The organism is Streptomyces saintjeani, from assembly GCF_055409605.1.
This window is the reverse complement of record NZ_CP189624.1, coordinates 6,004,042-6,021,999: the sequence shown is the minus strand read 5'-3', so window position 1 is coordinate 6,021,999 and position 17,958 is coordinate 6,004,042. Positions and strand designations below refer to the sequence as shown.

Annotated in this window: 18 protein-coding genes; 2 read left to right on the top strand and 16 right to left on the bottom strand. The window is 70.8% G+C overall.

Annotated features, from left to right (window positions below):
• Positions 1–50 precede the first annotated feature (50 nt).
• Genes ACQCO7_RS27585 through ACQCO7_RS27575 form a run of 3 tightly spaced genes read right to left on the bottom strand, consistent with a single transcriptional unit; the run spans position 51 to position 3,677 of the window.
• Positions 51–2,423, bottom strand: coding sequence for an ABC transporter permease (locus ACQCO7_RS27585; RefSeq protein WP_464074331.1), 2,373 nt, complete (start codon positions 2,421–2,423; stop codon positions 51–53).
• The gene (locus ACQCO7_RS27580) at positions 2,420–3,109 is read right to left on the bottom strand and encodes an ABC transporter ATP-binding protein (protein ID WP_010352750.1); all 690 of its coding nucleotides are present in this window, start codon (positions 3,107–3,109) and stop codon (positions 2,420–2,422) included. Before ACQCO7_RS27580 ends, ACQCO7_RS27585 begins: the two co-directional genes overlap by 4 nt.
• Before the next feature lie 43 nt (positions 3,110–3,152).
• Positions 3,153–3,677: a PadR family transcriptional regulator gene (locus ACQCO7_RS27575; RefSeq protein ID WP_010352749.1), complete on the bottom strand. Its 525-nt coding sequence runs from the start codon at positions 3,675–3,677 to the stop codon at positions 3,153–3,155.
• Between the two features lie 214 nt (positions 3,678–3,891).
• Between ACQCO7_RS27575 and ACQCO7_RS27570 the strand changes: the two genes are divergently transcribed.
• A complete protein-coding gene (locus ACQCO7_RS27570) occupies positions 3,892–5,133 on the top strand; it encodes an MFS transporter (RefSeq protein WP_464074330.1) in 1,242 nt (413 codons plus the stop codon).
• Here the strand turns inward: ACQCO7_RS27570 and ACQCO7_RS27565 are convergent.
• The 6 genes from ACQCO7_RS27565 to ACQCO7_RS27540 all read right to left on the bottom strand — a co-directional run bounded on the left by ACQCO7_RS27565 (position 5,121) and on the right by ACQCO7_RS27540 (position 12,424).
• Positions 5,121–6,461, bottom strand: coding sequence for an AI-2E family transporter (locus tag ACQCO7_RS27565; protein WP_464074329.1), 1,341 nt, complete (start codon positions 6,459–6,461; stop codon positions 5,121–5,123). The two genes, ACQCO7_RS27570 and ACQCO7_RS27565, sit on opposite strands and share 13 nt — an antisense overlap.
• A gap of 162 nt (positions 6,462–6,623) precedes the next feature.
• On the bottom strand, positions 6,624–7,304 hold the full coding sequence (locus tag ACQCO7_RS27560; protein ID WP_010352744.1) for an aggregation-promoting factor C-terminal-like domain-containing protein: 681 nt from the start codon (positions 7,302–7,304) through the stop codon (positions 6,624–6,626).
• A gap of 386 nt (positions 7,305–7,690) precedes the next feature.
• Complete coding sequence (locus ACQCO7_RS27555) at positions 7,691–9,016, bottom strand: PhoH family protein (RefSeq protein WP_464074328.1); 1,326 nt, start codon at positions 9,014–9,016, stop codon at positions 7,691–7,693.
• A gap of 323 nt (positions 9,017–9,339) precedes the next feature.
• On the bottom strand, positions 9,340–10,113 hold the full coding sequence (locus ACQCO7_RS27550; protein ID WP_464074327.1) for an isoprenyl transferase: 774 nt from the start codon (positions 10,111–10,113) through the stop codon (positions 9,340–9,342).
• Positions 10,114–10,730: 617 nt separating this feature from the next.
• Complete coding sequence (locus ACQCO7_RS27545; protein WP_464074326.1) at positions 10,731–11,516, bottom strand: methyltransferase domain-containing protein; 786 nt, start codon at positions 11,514–11,516, stop codon at positions 10,731–10,733.
• Positions 11,517–11,584: 68 nt separating this feature from the next.
• Positions 11,585–12,424, bottom strand: coding sequence for an LLM class flavin-dependent oxidoreductase (locus ACQCO7_RS27540; protein WP_464074325.1), 840 nt, complete (start codon positions 12,422–12,424; stop codon positions 11,585–11,587).
• Between the two features lie 56 nt (positions 12,425–12,480).
• On the opposite strand from ACQCO7_RS27540, the gene ACQCO7_RS27535 reads away from it, so the two are divergent.
• On the top strand, positions 12,481–12,843 hold the full coding sequence (locus ACQCO7_RS27535) for a DUF192 domain-containing protein (RefSeq protein WP_464074324.1): 363 nt from the start codon (positions 12,481–12,483) through the stop codon (positions 12,841–12,843).
• 33 nt (positions 12,844–12,876) lie between these two features.
• Here the strand turns inward: ACQCO7_RS27535 and ACQCO7_RS27530 are convergent, their stop codons facing one another.
• The 7 genes from ACQCO7_RS27530 to ACQCO7_RS27500 form a co-directional block, all read right to left on the bottom strand.
• Positions 12,877–13,485: an OmpA family protein gene (locus tag ACQCO7_RS27530; protein WP_464074323.1), complete on the bottom strand. Its 609-nt coding sequence runs from the start codon at positions 13,483–13,485 to the stop codon at positions 12,877–12,879.
• A gap of 8 nt (positions 13,486–13,493) precedes the next feature.
• Positions 13,494–14,075, bottom strand: a complete 582-nt coding sequence (locus ACQCO7_RS27525) for a hypothetical protein (RefSeq protein ID WP_464074322.1) — start codon at positions 14,073–14,075, stop codon at positions 13,494–13,496.
• 29 nt (positions 14,076–14,104) lie between these two features.
• A complete protein-coding gene (locus ACQCO7_RS27520) occupies positions 14,105–14,758 on the bottom strand; it encodes a pilus assembly protein TadG-related protein (RefSeq protein WP_464077302.1) in 654 nt (217 codons plus the stop codon).
• Positions 14,755–14,913, bottom strand: coding sequence for a Flp family type IVb pilin (locus ACQCO7_RS27515; RefSeq protein ID WP_464074321.1), 159 nt, complete (start codon positions 14,911–14,913; stop codon positions 14,755–14,757). The genes ACQCO7_RS27520 and ACQCO7_RS27515 overlap by 4 nt, the downstream gene beginning before the upstream one ends.
• A gap of 121 nt (positions 14,914–15,034) precedes the next feature.
• Positions 15,035–15,778, bottom strand: a complete 744-nt coding sequence (locus tag ACQCO7_RS27510; RefSeq protein ID WP_464074320.1) for a response regulator — start codon at positions 15,776–15,778, stop codon at positions 15,035–15,037.
• Between the two features lie 17 nt (positions 15,779–15,795).
• A complete protein-coding gene (locus ACQCO7_RS27505) occupies positions 15,796–17,049 on the bottom strand; it encodes a sensor histidine kinase (RefSeq protein ID WP_464074319.1) in 1,254 nt (417 codons plus the stop codon).
• 8 nt (positions 17,050–17,057) lie between these two features.
• On the bottom strand, positions 17,058–17,945 hold the full coding sequence (locus tag ACQCO7_RS27500) for a DUF5936 domain-containing protein (RefSeq protein ID WP_464074318.1): 888 nt from the start codon (positions 17,943–17,945) through the stop codon (positions 17,058–17,060).
• Positions 17,946–17,958: the final 13 nt, after the last annotated feature.

Here is a 17,958-nt window from a genome sequence, read left to right as displayed (position 1 = left end):
GCCCGGTACCGGTCCCCCTCACCCAAGGCGCCGACGGGGAACCGGAGTCGCTACTCCGTGCGCAGTCCGTCCGGCCGCAGCAGCTTCAGCAGCGGCGGCAGGCTCAGCAGGGTCACCAGCAGGACGACCCCCGCCGCGATACCGGTCATCGTGAGAGCTCCGGCCCAGTCGACGTGGATGCTCTCGCTCGTCATGCGGAGCAGGATCGCGCCGAGTGCGATGCCGATGACGGCGGCGAGGATCAGGCCGAGGGCGATCGGGACCATCGTCTGCCACAGCACGGACAGGGAGAGGGTCCGGCGCCGGGTGCCGAAGGCGACCAGCGCGGAGAGCAACTTCCGCCGCTCACGCAGCTGTTCGAGCTGCGAGACCAGCAGGCTCGCGCCGATCAGGCCGAGGACGCAGGCCGCGCCGACCAGCAGACCCGTACGGATCTTGTCGTACTCCTCGGACACCTTGGTGTCGTGCCACATCATCGGGTCGGACGCCGGGTCGAGGCGGGCCGCCGTGTTGCGGACGAAGTCGGCCGCGTCGGGGACGGAGTCGTCGAGGCTGAGGTAGACGCTGCCCCACGCGGCTTTCGCCATCCCCTTCGGCGTGGCCTTCGGGGTGATCAGCACCCCGTAGCGCCGGTCCCCCGTGGGGTCGTCGATGGTCCGCGCGGGCTTCACGCCGCTCGGCACGGTCCACGGCGCCGTCTCGTCGCTGTTGTCGTCCACGTTGTAGTAGAGCGTGCTGCCCGCCTTGAGGAGGCCCTGGTCCTTGCCGCCCACGTCGTAGTCGGAGCTCTCGTAGGTCCCGTCCTCCCTGCCGATCCGGAAGACGTCCCCGTCCTTACAGGTCGGCAGTTGGGCGACCTCCTTCAGGCTCTCGCAGCTCCCGATCGTCGCCCGGAGGTAACGGCCGCTTTGGTTCTCGGGCTTGAAGTACGCCCGGTTACCGACGTAGACCGTGGCGAGCGCGGAGGCCCGCCGCACACCCTCGGTCTTGCCGAACGCGGTCTCGTAGTCGACGAGTTGGTCGAACTGCGCCGACACCTGCATCCCCGCGCGGGTCGTGTCCTTTCCCGTCGACTCGGTGTACTGACCGCTCACTCCGGCGAACAGCATCTGGAGCGCGATCGCGCCGGCCACCGCGACGGCCACCCCGTTGACCATCCGGGCCGCCGTACCGCTGCTCAACTGGAGCCGTCGTACGGCCAGTTGCCAGGACACCCCGCCCGAACCGAGCCGGGCGACGACCGTCTCGACCAGCCACGGCAGCAGCGCGGTGACGCCGACCAGCAGCAGGAGGACGCCGCCGACGACGAGGTACTCGTTGAAGGTGCCTCCGTCGCGGCCCTGGCCCATCATCGGGTAGAGCAGTCCGGCTCCGGCGATCGGCAGCAGCAGCCGCCACCACAGCCGGCGCCGCGAGGGACGCGCCGTACGCACCACGCCGAGCGGTTCGATGACGACGCCGCGCAGCGTGAACAGGGTGACGCCGACGGCCGCGGCGGGCACCGCGACGACCACCAGCAGCGTCAGCAGCGGCGAGGGGACCAGGTCGCGCGCCTGCACGCTGACGTCCATCATCTCCATCTCGCCCGCCAGTTGACGGCCCATCAGGAAGAACGCGGCGCCGAGCACGAGTCCGAGGAGCGCTCCCGCGAGCGCCTCGCCGGCCGCGATCCGCCGCGTCATCAACCCGTCCGACCCCACGAGCCGCAGCGCCGCGAGCCGTTTGTCACGCCGCTCGCCGCCGATGCGGACGGCCGCCGAGATGAACACGCCGACCGGCATGAGCAGCACGACGATCACGATGACGGTGAGCAGGACGAGGATCGGATCGGGCGCCTGGGACGGCGGCTTGCCGGTCCGTCCCCACTTGTCCAACCGCATGACCTGGGTATCGGGGGCCTTTTCCGCGAGGTTCGGCACGGCCGCGTAGAACGACAACTCCTGGGAACCGACGATGCCTTGGTCGCCGATCGTCCCCACGATGTCGTACGGCAGCCGCTCGCGCAGCAGCTTGCCCGAACCGGAGTCGAGGAGTTCCCTCAGCTTCGGCGAGACGACCATCGCGCCGGTCTTCGGGTACTCCTTCACGCCGGGCGGCAGCGGAGCGCGCGGACCCTCCGGCTCGACCAGGCGTCCGCGCACCGCCTTGTCGCGGAACGTCGTGTCGGCGCGGATCACCAGGACGGTGTCGTCACCCTTCTTCGGCTCGGTCCCGGAGTCGTACGACCAGTCCGAGCGCGCGGCGTCCCGCGCGTCCCGCGCGCTCAACGCACCCGGGACGGCCGCCGCGAGCAGCAGCAGCGCGACGCCGAGGCCCACGCCCATGGCCGTCAGCAGCGCCCTCGACCAGCCCTCGCGGCCCCCGGCGAACGCGAACCGCATCCCCATGCCGAGGTCCCGGGACCACGATCTCGTGCTCCTCATACGACGCGCTCCATGTCCCTCGACTTGCCGTCCCGGACGACGATCTCGCGGTCCGAGTAGGCGGCGACGCGGGCCTCGTGGGTGACCAGGACGACGGCCGCGCCCGTCGTGCGGGCCGCCTCCGTCAGCAGCTCCATCACGCGCTCGCCGTTCAGGGAGTCGAGCGCGCCGGTCGGCTCGTCGGCGAACAGGACACGCGGGCTCGTCACCAACGACCGTGCCACCGCGACGCGTTGGCCCTGGCCGCCGGAGATCTCGCCGGGGCGCTTGCGGGACAGGTCGTCCACCTCAAGGCGCTCCATCCAGCCCAGCGCCGTCTTCTCGGCGGCCTTGCGGGACGTGCCGTTCAGCCGCAGCGGCAGGGCGACGTTCTCGACGCAGGTCAACTCCGGTACGAGCTGGCCGAACTGGAACACGAACCCGAACTCCGAGCGGCGCAGGGCGCTGCGGCGGGCGTCGTTCATCGTCGCCATCTCCTGGCCGTCGTACATGATCGACCCCGAGTCGGGCGTCACGATCCCGGCGAGGCAGTGCAGCAGCGTCGACTTCCCCGACCCCGAGGGGCCCATGACGGCGACGACCTCGCCGGGGTGGATGGAGAACTCGGCGCCGTCGAGCGCGAGGGTGGGGCCGTACGCCTTGCGGAGGTCCTCGGCGGTGAGGAGGGAGCCGGCGGGAGCGGTCACGGGGCCACCGTCCTTGGTATCGGGGTCGGTCGGGTGGTCGGGGTCATCGGGTCACTGCCTCGCGGAGCTTCTCCAGCCTCGCGGCGGTGAGTTCGAGCCAGCGCAGGTCCGCTTCCAGGTGGAACAGGGCGTGGTCGCAGATGAGTTGGTCCGCGAGGTCGCCCTTGCGCTTGCGGTCGGTGAGGATGCGCATGCCGCGCAGGTGCTCCGAGCGCTGCGTGTCGAGGATGTCGCCCGCGTCGCGGTGCGTCAGCAGTGCGAGGACGACCTTCGTGTAGAGCGTCGACTGGAGGTACGGCTCCGGCTTCTCCGGCGTCGCCAGCCAGCGCTCGACGTCCGTGACGCCGGCGCCGGTGATCGCGTACCGCTTCCGCTCGGGGCCGTCGCCGGCCTCGATGCCGTCGACCTCCACGAGGCCGTTCTTCAGCAGCCGCGACATCGTCGAGTAGACCTGGCCGTAGTGCAGCGGCCGGTCGTGACCGAACTTCTCGTCGAACGCCCGCTTCAGGTCGTAACCGTGACGGGGTCCGGACTCCAGGAGTCCCAGGAGGGTGTGACCGATGGACATGGGGAGGACTGTACATGCGGTGTATACGTGGTGTGTATACGCGGAGTGTGTAGGCCCTGAGCTGGGGGTTGTTCCCGCAGGTCAGGGAGGGTTGTCACAGGTCCGCAACAGGGTTCTCACAGCCGCGGCGAGGCGGGCCAGGCGGTCGGCGGAAGGGATTCCGGGAGGGCGAAATCTGGTTGCCGCCGCCCTCCCCGGGGCGGGACCATCGCCGATGAGCCTCTGGCGCAACCCCGACTTCCGCGGTCTCTGGCTCGGCCAGACCTCCTCCCAGCTCGCCGAGCACGCGACCCTCGTGATCCTGCCCCTGCTCGCCGTCCTCGCGCTGGACGCCGGCGCCGGACAGTTGGGCGCCCTGCGAGCCGCCGGCCAGGTCCCGGTCCTCCTGTTCGCGCTCCTCGCCGGCGCGTGGGTGGACCGGTGGCGAACCCGTACGACGATGGCGCTCACCGACGCGGGCCGCGCGCTGGCGCTGGGGGCCGCCGCGCTCGCCGGTCTCTTCGGGTGGCTCGGGATGCCCGGTCTGTTCGTGCTCGCCTTCGTCGTCGGAACGCTGTCCGTGTTCTTCGACGTGGCGTATCAGGCGTCGCTCGTACGGCTGGTGGAACGCGGCCGACTCGTGCGGGGCAACAGCGCGCTCGAAGGCAGTCGGTCCGCGGCGCAGATCGGGGGCCCGGCGCTGGGAAGTTCGGCGGTCTCGCTGCTGACGGCTCCGGTCGCCTTAGCCCTCAGCTCGGTGTTCTTCGCGCTGTCGTTCCTGTCGATCCGGCGGATACGCCGGGCCGAGCCGATCCCCGGCCGGCCCGGCGGGGTCCGTGCGGGTCTGCGGTTCGTCGTCCACGACACCATCCTGCGAACGGTCTGCCTCGCCTCGGCCGCGTTCCAGTTCTCCTTCGCCGCGGCGACGACCGTCCACCTCCTGTTCCTGCCGAGAGAACTCCACCTCTCGGGGACGGTGATCGGGCTGGTCCTCGCCGCGCCGGGGCCGGGCGCGCTGCTGGGTTCCCTGCTCGCCGCCCGCCTCCCGCCCCGGTTCGGTCACGGCCCCGTACTCGTGTGCGCGGCGGCCCTCGGCGACGGCGCCTTCCTGTGCGTACCCGCGCTGCACGGCTCCTCCGCCGCGACGGTCCCCGTACTCGTCGCGGCCGGTTTCGTCCTCGGCCTCGGCGGACAGCTCGTGAACGTCACCGTCATGGCCGTACGCCAGTCCGTCACCCCGGACGCGATGCAGGGCCGGGTCGCCGCGACGATCACGTTCGTCGGGATGGGGCTCGCCCCGCTCGGCTCGCTCACCGGAGGGTTCCTCGCGGAGGCGTGGGGGCTGCGGACCGGTCTGCTGGTGACGGCTGCGGCGATGCTGCTCTCACCGGTGGTGATGGCGCTGTCGCCGCTGGCGAGGCTGGGGCGGGAGTTGCCGGGGGCTGCGCCGTACGACGACCCCGCTCAGCCCTGTTGAGCGGGCCCCTCCTCCAACTCCGCCTCGAACTCCGCCTCCAGCTCCGCCTGTTCGCTCGCGTACCGCCGCAGGTAGCCGACGACCGTGTTCGTCACCGCCACCAGCGGCACCGCGACCACCGCTCCCCCGATGCCCGCGACCATGCCGCCCGCCGCGACGGAGAGGACGACCGCGAGGGGGTGGACGCTGACCGCGCGGCCGAGGATGAAGGGCTGGAGGATGTGGCCCTCGATCTGCTGGACGGCGAGGACCACGGCGAGGGTCATGACGGCCGTGAAGGGGCCCTGCGTGACCAGGGCGACCAGGACCGCGAGGGCGCCGGAGGCCACCGCGCCGACCAGCGGGATGAAGGAGAACAGGAAGATGAACACGGCCAGCGGGACGGCCATGGGGACGTCGAGGAAGTAGATGCCGAGGCCGATGAAGATGGCGTCGATGAGGGCGACCACGACCGTGCCCCGGACGTACGCCGTGAGGGTCGCCCACGCGCGGGGACCGGCGCCGGCGACGCCCTCGCGGGCCGCCGCGGGGACGAGCTTGAGGGTCCACTCCCAGATGCGGCGGCCGTCGTAGAGCAGGAACAGGGTGGAGAAGGCGGCGAGGAGGATGCCGGTCAGCAGCTCGACGATGACCGTCACGCCTTCGAGGCCCGCCGACGTGATCTCGTCCGCGTTGTCGCCGACCGCGTCACGGAGGTTCTTGGCGATCGCGTTGATCTGTTTGTCGGTGACGTGGAAGGGGCTGTCGAGGAGCCAGCGCCGCAGGTCGTCGATGCCGGACTGGATCTGGTTGGACAGGTCGTCGATGTTCTCCATCACCTGCCAGGTGACGAACCACCCGAGCAGCCCGATGACGACGAAGCCGAGGACGGCGGTGAGGGAGGTCGCGAGCCCGCGCGGCACCCCCCGCCGCTTGAGCGCGGCGACGGCGGGCTCCAGCAGCGCGGTGAGCAACAGGCCGATGACGAAGGCGAAGACGACGAGCTGCACCGCGCTGATGACCCGCATGAGGATCCACACGGTCCCGGCGAGCACGAGCAGCCGCCAGCCGGCCTCGGCGGCGACCCGCACCCCCCAGGGGACGGCATGCGCGGGGTCGGTACGGGGGACGGGCGGCCGGGTACGACGGCGCACGGGGCGCGGAGCGGCGTACGGCTCCGGGTCGTCCGGCGCGGTGTCCGGTGCCGTCGGCTTCGCGCGGGGCTCCGGCTTCGGCTCGTCCAGCACTCCCCCGTCCCGCTCGACCTCCGCGCGCCGCTCGTCGAGCCGCTCGCCGATCTCGGTGAGACCGGCGCCGAGCCGGCCGAGCCACCCTGGCACTCGCGACATGATCCGTGTCCGTCCCTTTGCCCCGGTTTCCCGGGTTTCCCGGGTCCTCCCGGTTCCAGCCACCACTCCTCCCCGGGAGTCGCGTCGAAGGAGACCGTACAGGGCGACAGCCCCTCCCCTGAGGACGGGGAGGGGCTGAAGAAGGTTGAGAGACCGGTGGGTCTAGTACCAGTTGTTGGCCTGCCAGAACGACCACGCGTCGCAGGGACTGCCGTAGCGCTCGTTCATGTAGTTCAGGCCCCACTTGATCTGCGTCGCGGGGTTCGTCTGCCAGTCGGAGCCGACCGAGGACATCTTGGAGCCGGGGAGCGCCTGGAACAGGCCGTACGCGCCCGAGGAGGCGTTGACCGCGCGGTAGTTCCAGCTCGACTCGTGGTCGACGATGTTCGAGAAGCACTGCCACTGGCCGCCGGCGACCATCTGGCGGGCCATCGACTGGATGTCCGAGATGGAGTAGGAGCTGAGGACCGGGAAGTCGCCCTTGGCGGCCTTCGCCTTGGCCTCGGCTTCAGCCTTGGCCTTCGCCGCCTCTTCGGCGGCCTCCTTCTTGGCGATGGCGACCTCGGCGGCGGCCTTGCGGGCTGCCTCCTCGGCGCCCTTCTTCGCGCTCTCGTCCGCGGCCATGGCCTGGTAGGCGGCCTGCTGCGTCAGGGAGGCGGTCTGGATCTCCGCCTGCTGCCCCACGGGGATGTCCGCGAGGAGAATGGCGTCGTCCGCCGTCGTCTGCGCATCGTTGCTCTGCGGCGCGGCGACGCTGCCCGAGGCAACGCCCACGACACTTCCGACGGCGGTGACCGCGGTGGCCGAAGCCACTGCGAACCCACGGACCGAGACCCGGCTCACACGGTTTCCTTCCAGCATCGCCCGCTTCGGTGACCCTGGCGGACGCGATCGTGCCCCTTGGCACTGGCCTCCGAATAAGGGTCACGGGAAGCGCTGGCCCACCGGCGCTCCCGTGAAAGGGGGCGCCTTCTGGTAATCGGGCGGCGTACGACGTCGTATGTGAAGTTTGGGGCGCTGAACCGCTGGGGGTACAGCTGTGTCGTACGCGGGGCCTGACAGAACCGAGACTCTGCCGTAACAAGCCGCCGATGACAATTCCGAGTTGGGTGTGAAAGCTCACATCGCCTGTGGGGCAAGGGATTTCGGCGAACGCTCACACACGGCGGCGCCGTCCCGCTAGGCTCTCGGCCTTTGCGGAACGGCGCCGGACTGCTGTCGAAAGCGGGTCAGATCTGGCCGTCCTCCAGCATTTCGGTCACGAGTGCGGCGATCTGGGAGCGCTCGGAGCGGGTGAGGGTGACGTGCGCGAAGAGCGGATGTCCCTTCAGCTTCTCGACGACGGCCACGACCCCGTCGTACCGCCCCACCCGGAGGTTGTCGCGCTGGGCGACGTCGTGGGTGAGGACGACGCGGGAGTTGGCGCCGATCCGGGAGAGGACCGTCAGCAGGACGTTCCGCTCCAGGGACTGGGCCTCGTCGACGATGACGAACGCGTCGTGCAGGGAGCGGCCCCGGATGTGGGTCAGGGGGAGCACTTCGAGCATCCCGCGCGCGGTCACCTCCTCGATGACCTCGCGGCTCGTGACGGCCGACAGCGTGTCGAAGACGGCCTGCGCCCACGGGCTCATCTTCTCGGCCTCGGAGCCGGGGAGATAGCCGAGCTCCTGCCCGCCGACCGCGTACAGCGGGCGGAAGACCATCACCTTCTTGTGCTGGCGGCGCTCCAGGACCGCCTCCAGGCCCGCACACAGGGCGAGCGCGGACTTGCCGGTGCCGGCCCGGCCGCCCATCGACACGATCCCGACGTCCGGGTCGAGCAGCAGGTCCAGCGCGATGCGCTGCTCGGCGCTGCGGCCCTTGATGCCGAACGCCTCCCGGTCGCCGCGTACGAGGCGGATGTTGCCCTCGGGGGTGACCCGGCCGAGGGCCTTGCCGCGCTCGGACTGGAGGGTGAGGCCGGTGTGCACGGGGAGGTTCGCGGCCTCCGGGACGTACACATGGCCCTCCTCGAAGAGGACGTCCACCTGGTCGCCCGGCAGCGTCAGTTCGGACATGCCGGTCCAGCCGGAGGAGTCCGTGATGGCGAGCTCGGCGCGGTACTCCTCGGCGATGAGGCCGACCGAGGACGCCTTGATGCGCAGCGGCAGGTCCTTCGAGACGACGGTGACGTCGTACCCCTCGGCCTGGAGGTTGCGCGCGACCGCCAGGATGCGGGTGTCGTTGTCCCCCAGCCGGTACCCGCTGGGCAGGATGCTGGGGTCCGAGTGGTTGAGCTCGACACGGATCGAGCCGCCCAGTTCCCCGATCGGGATGGGCGCGTCCAGGCGGCCGAACTTCACCCGGTAGTCGTCCAGCTGGCGCAGGGCCTGCCGGGCGAAGTAACCGAGTTCGGGATGGTGCCGCTTGGCCTCCAGTTCGGTCACCACCACGATCGGGAGCACGACTTCGTGCTCCTCGAATCGGGCCATCGCGGACGGGTCGGCCAGCAGGACGCTGGTGTCGAGAACATAGGTGCGCCGGTCGGACTTGTGGCGCTTTGTGCTGGTCACCACGGAAGGACGTACCCCCTCGGAAGAGGTCGGGGAGCGACGGAGTGGAGCTGGACCGGTCCGAGACCCGTTTGCACGGGCCGAGAACCGGCCCTCCACTGCTGCGTCCGTGCCGTGACCGCACGGTCGTGCTGGTGCAAAGGGCCTCCCGGGCGGACGGCCCCGTGCCGTCCGCTGAGATCCGACACCCGTGGGTCGGGTGTCGACCTGCTTGGCTTATGCCCTCTAATTTGCGCCGTCATGCCATGGCGAAGCACGGCGTCCTGGTGAACAGCTTGTTACGTGTGTGGTGGGAGGCTTCGAAACCGGTTGCCGGTCGGCCTTGGTCAGCCGCCGAAGCGGCGGTGGCGGGCCGCGTAGTCGCGCAGGGCGCGCAGGAAGTCGACCTTGCGGAAGGCGGGCCAGAACACGTCGCAGAAGTAGTACTCGGAGTGCGCGGTCTGCCACAGCATGAACCCGGACAGCCGCTGTTCGCCGCTGGTACGGATGACGAGGTCGGGGTCCGGCTGGTCGCTCGTGTAGAGGTGGCGGCCGATCATGTCGATGTCCACGGACTCGGCGAGGTCGTCCATCGAGACGCCCCTGTCCTGCGCGTCCTGGAGCATCGAGCGGACGGCGTCGGCGATCTCCTGCCGGCCGCCGTAGCCGATCGCGACGTTCACCAGTATTCCGTCGACGTCCTCGGTCGCCTGCTCCGCCTCTTTCAGCGTGAGCTGCATCTGGTCCGGCAGCAGGTCCTTCGTGCCGACGTGGTGGACCCGCCAGCGGCCGTCCGAGGCGAGCGTCCGGACGACGTCCTCGATGATGCCGAGGAGCGGGACCAGTTCGTCCTTCGGGCGGTCGAAGTTGTCCGTCGACAGGAGCCAGAACGTGACGACCTTCACATCCGTCTCGGCGCACCAGCCGAGGAACTCGGACATGTTGTCGGCGCCGGCGCGGTGGCCGTGGACGGTGCTCGAACCCGCCGCCTTCGCCCAGCGGCGGTTGCCGTCCATGATGACGCCGATGTGCTTGGGCACCTGGGTGTGGTCGAGGTGGCCTTCCACCCGGCGCGCGTAGAGCCTGACCAGCAGGCCGCGCAGTTTGTCGCGCAGGATCACGTGATGTTCAGCCCCTCCTCGACGGCGGTCCCCGCAGGCGGGGAGCTTACCCCTACTGGGAGTTGGGCCGGGGATTGGGCGCCTAATCTAAGGGGTAGGGGTGCTTAGTTGTGCGTCTGCGGGTGCGTCGTGGTTGCTCGCGCAGTTCCCCGCGCCCCTAAAAGACTTCGGATCGGCCGCCCCTCGATCCAGCACGCCCCCCGATCCTGCTCAATAAAACGGGCCGGTCCGTGGGGGGGATACGGACCGGCCCGAGGGGGGGTTTCCACCATAACCCTTCGTGAGGGATGTTGCGCACATCGACGCGAAATTATTACTCTCCGGAGTTGGGTGGCGACGCCGATCCGGGGGTGGAAGCCCTGTTCACGGGGGTTTCGTGGCCGGAAAACGCGGGTGTACGGGGGTCCCTCGCACGGGGGAACGCGGCGTGCGGCGTCTTCTTGACGGAGGCGTCACCGCGCGGTCCCCTCCACTGCGCGATGACGCCCACGCAGCTTTGCTCGCGCGAATTGCCGTGGCCGAATCTACGTGATGCCGGGGGGTCGGGGCACCTGTTCGCGATAACGATGTGGAAACCCTGTGGAGATCGGGGAGGCGCGGCGACGGTTCCCGGCCATTTATCCGGCGACCGGCCTGCGCGCCTCGATCAGGTGCCGCGCGCTGTACGCCACGAAGGGGCCCTCGGCGGTGATACGGCCGTGCAGCGCCCTCAGTTCCGTCTCGTACCGGGCGGACGTGAAGCCGGGGACCATCCAGACGACCTTGCGCAGGAAGTGGACGACCGCGCCGATGTCGTGGAACTCCATCCGCAGGCGCTCCATCCTGAGGTCGGTGATCTCCAGCCCCGCTCTGCGCGCCGCCTCCGTCTCGACGTCCGGGTGCCGGTCGCGGCTGACCTCGTCCGGGAGCGGGCCGAGGAACTCCTCCACCAGCTCGAACACGCTGCGGTGGCCCACGTGTTGGGCGAAGTACGTGCCGCCCGGGGTGAGCACGCGGGCGATCTCCGCCCAGTGCGGGCGTACCGGGTGACGGCTGGAGACGAGGTCGAACGCGGCGTCGGGGAAGGGGAGTTCGCCGTCCTCGCCGGGGCGTACGACCACGACGCCGCGGGGGCGCAGGAGTTGGGTCGCCCTGGCCGCGTTCGGGGGCCATGCCTCGGTCGCCGCGAGGACGCGGGGCGGGGTCGTCGTACGGGACAGGGCGAACTCCATGACCTCCCCTCCCCCGGTGTCCAGGTCCAGCGCGGCATCGGCGGCGTCGAGGCGGGCGGCGAGGGAGAGGGCGTAGCCCCAGGAGGGCCGCGCCTCGGTGGCGCGGCCCTCGAACCAGGAGAAGTCCCAGCCGTCGGTGGGGGCGGAGTCGGCTTCGGCGACGAGGGATGCGTAGGTGGCTTCGTCGGTCATACGGGGATGGTGGCAAGGGGGTGGGTGGGGGTGCCGCTGATTTTCTTGTGCGCTCGGACCGGTCGGTCTTATGCCACGAGGGGGCGTACCTCCCGCGCCGCGAACCTCAGGAACCCCTCCGGGTCCGGCTCGTCCGGTGTCGGGAGGAGTACGACGCTGTCGGCGCCCGCCTCGGCGTACCGGCGTACCTCCGCCGCCACCGTCTCCGCGTCCCCGGCGACGCCCACTCCCGTCAGGCCGAGGTGTTCCAGCTCGCGGGCGAGGCGCGGGGCCGCGTCGGGGCCGGTCGCGGCGAAGACGTACACGACGATGCGGTGCGGGGTCTTCGCGGCGGCGCGGATCTCGCGTACGCGGTCCGGGGTGGCCGACTCGTTCAGTACGGTGCCGTCGGCGATCCGGCCCGCGAGGCGCAGGGTGCGGGGGCCGACGCCGCCGACCAGGATCTCGGCGGGGGTCTGCGGGGGCCAGCCGAGGGTCACGTCGTCCAGGGTGACGTACACGCCCTTGCGGGTGACGCGTTCGCCGTCCAGGAGGGCGCGCAGGGCGCCGGTGTACTCGGTCAGGAGCGTCAGCGGGGAGTCGGGGCGGGCGCCCACCTGGGCCATCCAGTCCTGGACGCCGTGGCCGATCGCCAGCGACAGGCGGCCCGGGAACATGCGGTGCAGGGCCGCCGTCTCCATCGCCGTCAGCGCGACGTTCCTGAGCGGGACCGGGAGGAGGCCCACGCCGATGCGGACGCGGTCCGTCCAGGCGAGTGCCGCCGCCGCCGCGGTGAGGCCGCCCTGGAGGAAGCAGTCCTCCCACAGCCAGAGTTCGTCCAGTCCCGCCTCGTCGGCCAGGCGTACGGCCTGCTTGAGGCGTTCCGGGGGGAGTTGGGGGCGGAGGATGGCACCGAGGCTGATCGTCATGGGGACTTACTATCCAGAGGGCCGGGTGGCTACAACTCCTTATCGGGAGGCGTGTGATGGGACGCTGGCGGGACGGGCGCGGGGTGCTGGTCGTGCACGGGGTGTCTTCGACGTCGGTGCCGTTGGAGGTCGCCTCGTCGTACCGGGCCCGTACGAAGGGGTTGCTCGGGCGGTCGTCCGTCGAAGGGGCGTTGCTGTTGTCCCCCGCTTCCGGGATTCATACGTTCCGGATGCGGATGGCCATCGATGTGGCTTATCTGTCCGGGGACTTGAGGGTGCTGGCCGTGCGGACGATGGTTCCGGGGCGGCTGGGGCTGCCTCGGGTGCGGGCCCGGCATGTGCTGGAGGCGGAGGCGGGGGTGATGGCCGGGTGGGGGGTCGTGGCGGGGGTCCGGGTGGAGGTGGTGGGTGTGGCCTGAGGGACGGCGGCCTTCGGGCCCTGTGCCCGTCCCTCAGCCCTCCCTCGGGAACGTGATCTCCACGCGGCGGTTCTTCTTGCGGCCCTGTTCCGTCGCGTTGTCCGCGATGGGGTACTGCTCGCCGTAGCCCCGGACGTCGAACGTGAGGTTCGGGTCGTTCAACTCGTCGTCGAGGACCGCCTGTACGGCGTTCGCGCGCTGGCGGGAGAGGACGTCGCCGTGCGCCGAGGAGCCCAGGTCGTCGGTGAAGCCGAAGACTCTGATGCGGGTCGCGTTCTGCTTCTTGATCTCCCCGGCGATCGCCGCGATGCGGGATCTCGACGTGGGGGTGATCTTCGAGCTGTCCCTGCCGAAGAGGACCTCCGCCTGGAGCGCGAACTTGACGTCCGCGTTCGTGTCCTCCCGGCGTTCGTCGCCGGTCTGGTCCTCGACGACCTGCTTGATGTCGAGCACCTTGGGGGTGGCGAGGGTCCCCCCCTGCGGGAGCTTGAGGTCGGGGTCGTTGGGGTCGACCTGGACGGGGGCGGAGGCGGAGGGTTCGGTGCCGGGGGGGACGCTGGGGTCGTCGGTGGCGTGGGCGGGGGTGGTGAGGGTGAGGAGGAGGGTGGCGGTGAGGGTGAGCGTCGTGCGTGCGCGGGTCATGGGCGGGCTCAGCCGGTGATCTGGAGGGGGGCGGAGGCGAAGGTGGGGAGCTGGAAGGTGACTTCCTTGGTGGCCTCGGGAGGGGCGGGGAACTGCATGAAGACGGCCAATGCCTCGCCGGCTTTGAGGGAGGTGAAGCCGGTGGTGGTGAGGGGGCGGCCGTCGGTGTCGCGGAGGACGTAGTAACGCTTCTTGGCCTGGCTGTCGACGAGGGTGGCACCGCCCAGGGACATGCCGTGGCGCAGGACCTCCGTCTCGTCCCCGCGGACTGCCGCCGGTACCGTGATGCGTTCGCCGCCGTCGTTCTTGAGGGTGCCGTTCACCGTGACGAAGCCGCCGGAGTCCCGGCTCGCGGCGGTGATCTGGAGCATCAGCCCGCTCGTCCCCTTCAGCTCCGCGATGGGCGGGTCGTCCGTACCCTGCTGGGGGTTCGGCTCGGACCCGTTCTTGCCGCTGGAGGCGGGCGCCGACGCCTCGGGCTTCTTGTCGTCGCCGCCACCGCCGCATCCGGTCGCCCCGAGAGCGAGACCGGCGGCGACGGTCAGTGCGACCACGCTCCTGCGGGCCTTCGTGGTGAACCGCATGCTCATGCCCCTTGCTTCCTTGAAGTCGTGGCGTCTCAGTCGACCAGATGGACGTCGAAGAGGTCCTGGGGTTCCGGCAGATGGAGGTTCTGCGGGTCCAAGGGCCACTCGACACCGCCACAGTCGAGCTGTGGCAGTTGGACCGGCGGGGGCTCCTCGCCGCCGGGGTCTCCCGTGGGAGTGGGGGTCGGTGTCGGAGTGGGGGTCGGGGTGGGATCGGGGAGCGGGTCGAAGGAGCACAGCGCCTTGATCACGGCCTGGGCGTGGGCCTCGGCGTGGGTGTTCTCCGTGCCGGGTACGACCGAGTCGCCGACGGTGCCGTCCGTCTGCACGTAGACCGTGTAGCCCATGTCCTGGGTGACGCACCCGTATCCGTCCAGGTGTGCCCCGTTCGACTCGGCGAGTTGCGCCGCGCGTCCGCACCCGTCGTACCAGGGGGAACCGTTGAAGATGTCGTTCCACTTCGCCGGGTCGAGGACGTTGTCCACCCAGGCGCCGGCGAGCCGGTCCCTGGTCTCCTGGGCCGCCGCCAGAGCCGCCGCGTCCGCTGCGGCCTGGGCGTCACCCCGTTTCGCTCCGGCCTGTCCGACCGCGAGGTAGGCGAACGCGAGCAGGAGCAGGCCGCCCACCACCGTGATGTAGATGGGGAAGGCCTGCCCCGCGTCGCCGGACCGGCGTGTCCGGTTCAGCCGCCCACGACGTTGGCGATCTGATCCGTGATCGCGGTGTAGATCGTGTTCCCGATGTCCGTCCCTGTGATCGCCAGCACGATCGCCACCACCACGGCGATGATGCCCAGGTACTCCACCGCGGTCTGGCCTTTGTCGTCCCGCAGATTCCTCATCGCCCTGTCCTCCGGTCGCAGCGCCGCGCTCCCCGCGTTCGGCGGCAGCGTAAGCCGTGCGGCAAGCGGATCGCGAGGGTCCGGGGGCCCAAATGTGGGCCCAAGAAGGGGAACGCATCGCTCAGCTCACCCCCCGCACCGGCGGCGGCGCCGTGCCGAGCCACTTCGCCGTGGCCTCCGCGCGACTCGTGCTGTGCAGCTTCGCGAAGATCCGGTTGATGTGGTTCTTGACGGTCTTCTCGCTGATGAAACAGGACACGGCGATCTGCTGGTTCGACATGCCGGACGCGATGAGGTCCATGATCTCCGCCTCCCTCGCACTGAGCCGGAACCTCCCCCTGCTTGAGGGAGACTGTCCCACAAGCGGTTGCACTTGTGAAAGTCCTTTGCTGAAAGTGCCTGAATAATGGGCAGTTGAGGAGAGGTCACCGTGTGCAGTCGCACTCTCACCCGAGGGGTCCCACAGCCCCTCCAGCACCGCGGTGGCGGCGGTAGGCGTCAAGTGCGCACGCCCCCGCACCACATCCCGCACGGCCTGCACCAACTGCTCGACCCCGAACTCCCCGTGCACGAGATACCCCCGCGCCCCGAGCCGCAGAGCACCCCGCACGGTCTCGGACTCCCCGCTGTACGTCAGCATGAGGACCGCCGAGACCCGCACGAGCCGGGGCAGCGCGGCGAGCCCGTCGACCTCGGGCATCCGGACGTCGAGGAGGACGACGTCGGGCCGGTGCAGCTCGGCGAGTTCGCACGCCTCCCGCCCGTTCACCGCCTGCGCGACGACGTCCATGCCACCGGCCCCGCCGAGCAGCGCGGCGAGCCCCGCGCGGACCACGGGATTGTCGTCGGCCACGAGAACCTTCATCCGCCGTTCCCCTTCCGTCACGCCGCCCCCTTCTCGAACTGTCCCACCTGGAGCGGGAGTCGAAGCTCGACACTCACTTCGGTCCCCGGCCCGCCCCGCCCGATCCGCAGCCGCGCCCCGAGGGCCACGGCACGCTCACTCATCCCGAGCAGCCCGAAGTGCCCGGCCCGCCGCAGCGCGTCGAGGCTGGTGCCGGGCGGCAGCCCCTTGCCGTCGTCGTGGACGGTGACGCGCAGGACGCCCCCGTGCACCCCCGCGCTCACCTCGACCCGGCTCGCGTCGGCATGCCGGTGCGCGTTGTCCAGCGCCTCGGCGGCGATGGTGAGCAACTCCCGCGCCACGAAGGGGGGTACGGGTACGGCGCTGCGCTCACCGGTCGCGCGATAGGTGGCCGGCAGCCCGGTACGGGACGCGAAGTCGGTTGTGCGGGAGGCCAGTTCGTCGAGTACGTCCAGCTCCTCGCCCGCCCCGCCCCGCAGGTCGGTCAGCAGCTCCCGTGACTCCCCGGCCGCGCGCCGGGCGGCGCCCGCGATCAACTCGGCCTGCTCGCGCACGGGTTGCTCGGCACCGGCGGCGAGCGCCTCGGCGGCGAGGGCGACGCCGTACAGGGACTTGGCGAGGGAGTCGTGCATCTCCCGTGCCAGCCGGTCGCGTTCGGCGGCGACGGCCTCGGCGGCGGCGAGGCGGGCGCGGGTGCGGGCGAGCGCCTCGGTGGCCTCGCCGAACCTCAGCATCAGTCCCCGCAGGGCGGATCCGAGCGCGCCGGTGATCACGCAGAACCCGGGGAGCAGCAGCCGTTCGGCGACCCCGGCGCCGGATCGGGCCGCCAGGGTCGTATGGACGAGGAGCAGGATCACGCCTTGCAGGGAGGCGAAGCAGGCGGCGCCGCGCCAGCCGTAGAGGATTCCGGCGAGGAGGGGGGTGCAGACGCTGACGTAGGCGAGGGTCGTGTCGGGTCCGGCGGAGACGAGCAGCAGTGAGCCGAGCAGGGTGTCGACCGCCAGCAGGCCGGGGTGTCTCAGGAGCAGCGGGCCGAAGCGTTCCCAGTCGCGCAGGAGGGCGTACGACACCATGAAGGTGACGACGACGGCCGTGCCGACGAGGCGGACGCCCACGCCCGGTGAGGCGTTGAGGAGGGCGGAGGGGGCGGCGAGGGCGATCATCGCGAGGCGGAAGCCGAAGACCTGGCGGGACAGGGCCTGGAGGGCGTTGACCTGGAGGGCGAGGGGAGCCGGTGAGCGGAGTATCCCCTTTCGTCTCAACACCCCCATGGCGGCGCCTACTTCCCCGTGATCGTGCCGAAGTCGGTGCCCGACCCCAGCAGCAGGCCGGCGCCGAGGAGGAGCATCGTCGCCGGGACCATGAACGTGGTGATCATCAGGGTGGCCCGGGGGACCGCGCGGGCGGCCTTGCGGCGGGCGTTCTGGGCGTCGGTGCGGCGCATGTCCTTGGCGATGGAGACCAGGGTGTCGACGATGGGCGCGCCGAGTTCCTCGCCCTGCTGCAACGCCGAGACGAACATGGCGACCTGCTCGGAGTCGTTGCGGCGCCGGAGTTCCGCGAAGGCTTCGCGGCGGCTCATGCCGAGGTCCATCTGGCGCAGGGTGATGCGGATCTCGTCCGCCCAGGGGCCCTCGTAGCGGGTCGAGACGCGGTCGAGGGCCTGCCGGAAGCCGAGGCCCGCGCTGACGACGACCGCGAGGACGTCGAGGAAGTCGGGGAGGGTGCGTTCGATGACGTCCTTGCGGACGCGGATCGCGGACCAGATGCCGACCTCGGTCCACACGGCGCCGAAGGCGAGCATCAGCAGCGCGATGAGGGGGTTGCCCCGGAGGAAGAAGATCAGGGCCCCTACGGCTCCCAGCGTGCCGTAGACGGCGCGGCGGGCGGCGTAGCGGTCGATGGTGAGGCCGCCGGGGTTGCCCGCGAGGTCGATGCGGCGGCGGTACTTGGCGACCAGGCGGGGGCCCATCAGGCGCAGGACGGCGGGGGCGTACCGCATGCCCATGCGGTCGACCACCGAGTCCACCGCGCCTGTCCGGGTCGCGCCGACCTCCAGGGCGAGCGCGAGGTCGGGGGGCAGTTTGACGTCCGCGCGGTACATGCGGATGCCGGTGAAGGCGCCCCACACGGAGGCCGCCATCAGGAGCGCGAGCAGCAGAGCCATGTCCAACTCCCCC

Bases quoted from the DNA above. Each gene is read 5' to 3' on its own strand.
- ACQCO7_RS27585 (WP_464074331.1), bottom strand. From the start codon at position 2,423: ATGAGGAGCACGAGATCGTGGTCCCGGGACCTCGGCATGGGGATGCGG.
- ACQCO7_RS27575 (WP_010352749.1), bottom strand. From the start codon at position 3,677: ATGTCCATCGGTCACACCCTCCTGGGACTCCTGGAGTCCGGACCCCGT.
- ACQCO7_RS27570 (WP_464074330.1), top strand. From the start codon at position 3,892: ATGAGCCTCTGGCGCAACCCCGACTTCCGCGGTCTCTGGCTCGGCCAG.
- ACQCO7_RS27565 (WP_464074329.1), bottom strand. From the start codon at position 6,461: ATGTCGCGAGTGCCAGGGTGGCTCGGCCGGCTCGGCGCCGGTCTCACC.
- ACQCO7_RS27545 (WP_464074326.1), bottom strand. From the start codon at position 11,516: ATGACCGACGAAGCCACCTACGCATCCCTCGTCGCCGAAGCCGACTCC.
- ACQCO7_RS27540 (WP_464074325.1), bottom strand. From the start codon at position 12,424: ATGACGATCAGCCTCGGTGCCATCCTCCGCCCCCAACTCCCCCCGGAA.
- ACQCO7_RS27535 (WP_464074324.1), top strand. From the start codon at position 12,481: ATGGGACGCTGGCGGGACGGGCGCGGGGTGCTGGTCGTGCACGGGGTG.
- ACQCO7_RS27530 (WP_464074323.1), bottom strand. From the start codon at position 13,485: ATGACCCGCGCACGCACGACGCTCACCCTCACCGCCACCCTCCTCCTC.
- ACQCO7_RS27525 (WP_464074322.1), bottom strand. From the start codon at position 14,075: ATGAGCATGCGGTTCACCACGAAGGCCCGCAGGAGCGTGGTCGCACTG.
- ACQCO7_RS27515 (WP_464074321.1), bottom strand. From the start codon at position 14,913: ATGAGGAATCTGCGGGACGACAAAGGCCAGACCGCGGTGGAGTACCTG.
- ACQCO7_RS27510 (WP_464074320.1), bottom strand. From the start codon at position 15,778: ATGAAGGTTCTCGTGGCCGACGACAATCCCGTGGTCCGCGCGGGGCTC.
- ACQCO7_RS27505 (WP_464074319.1), bottom strand. From the start codon at position 17,049: ATGGGGGTGTTGAGACGAAAGGGGATACTCCGCTCACCGGCTCCCCTC.
- ACQCO7_RS27500 (WP_464074318.1), bottom strand. From the start codon at position 17,945: ATGGCTCTGCTGCTCGCGCTCCTGATGGCGGCCTCCGTGTGGGGCGCC.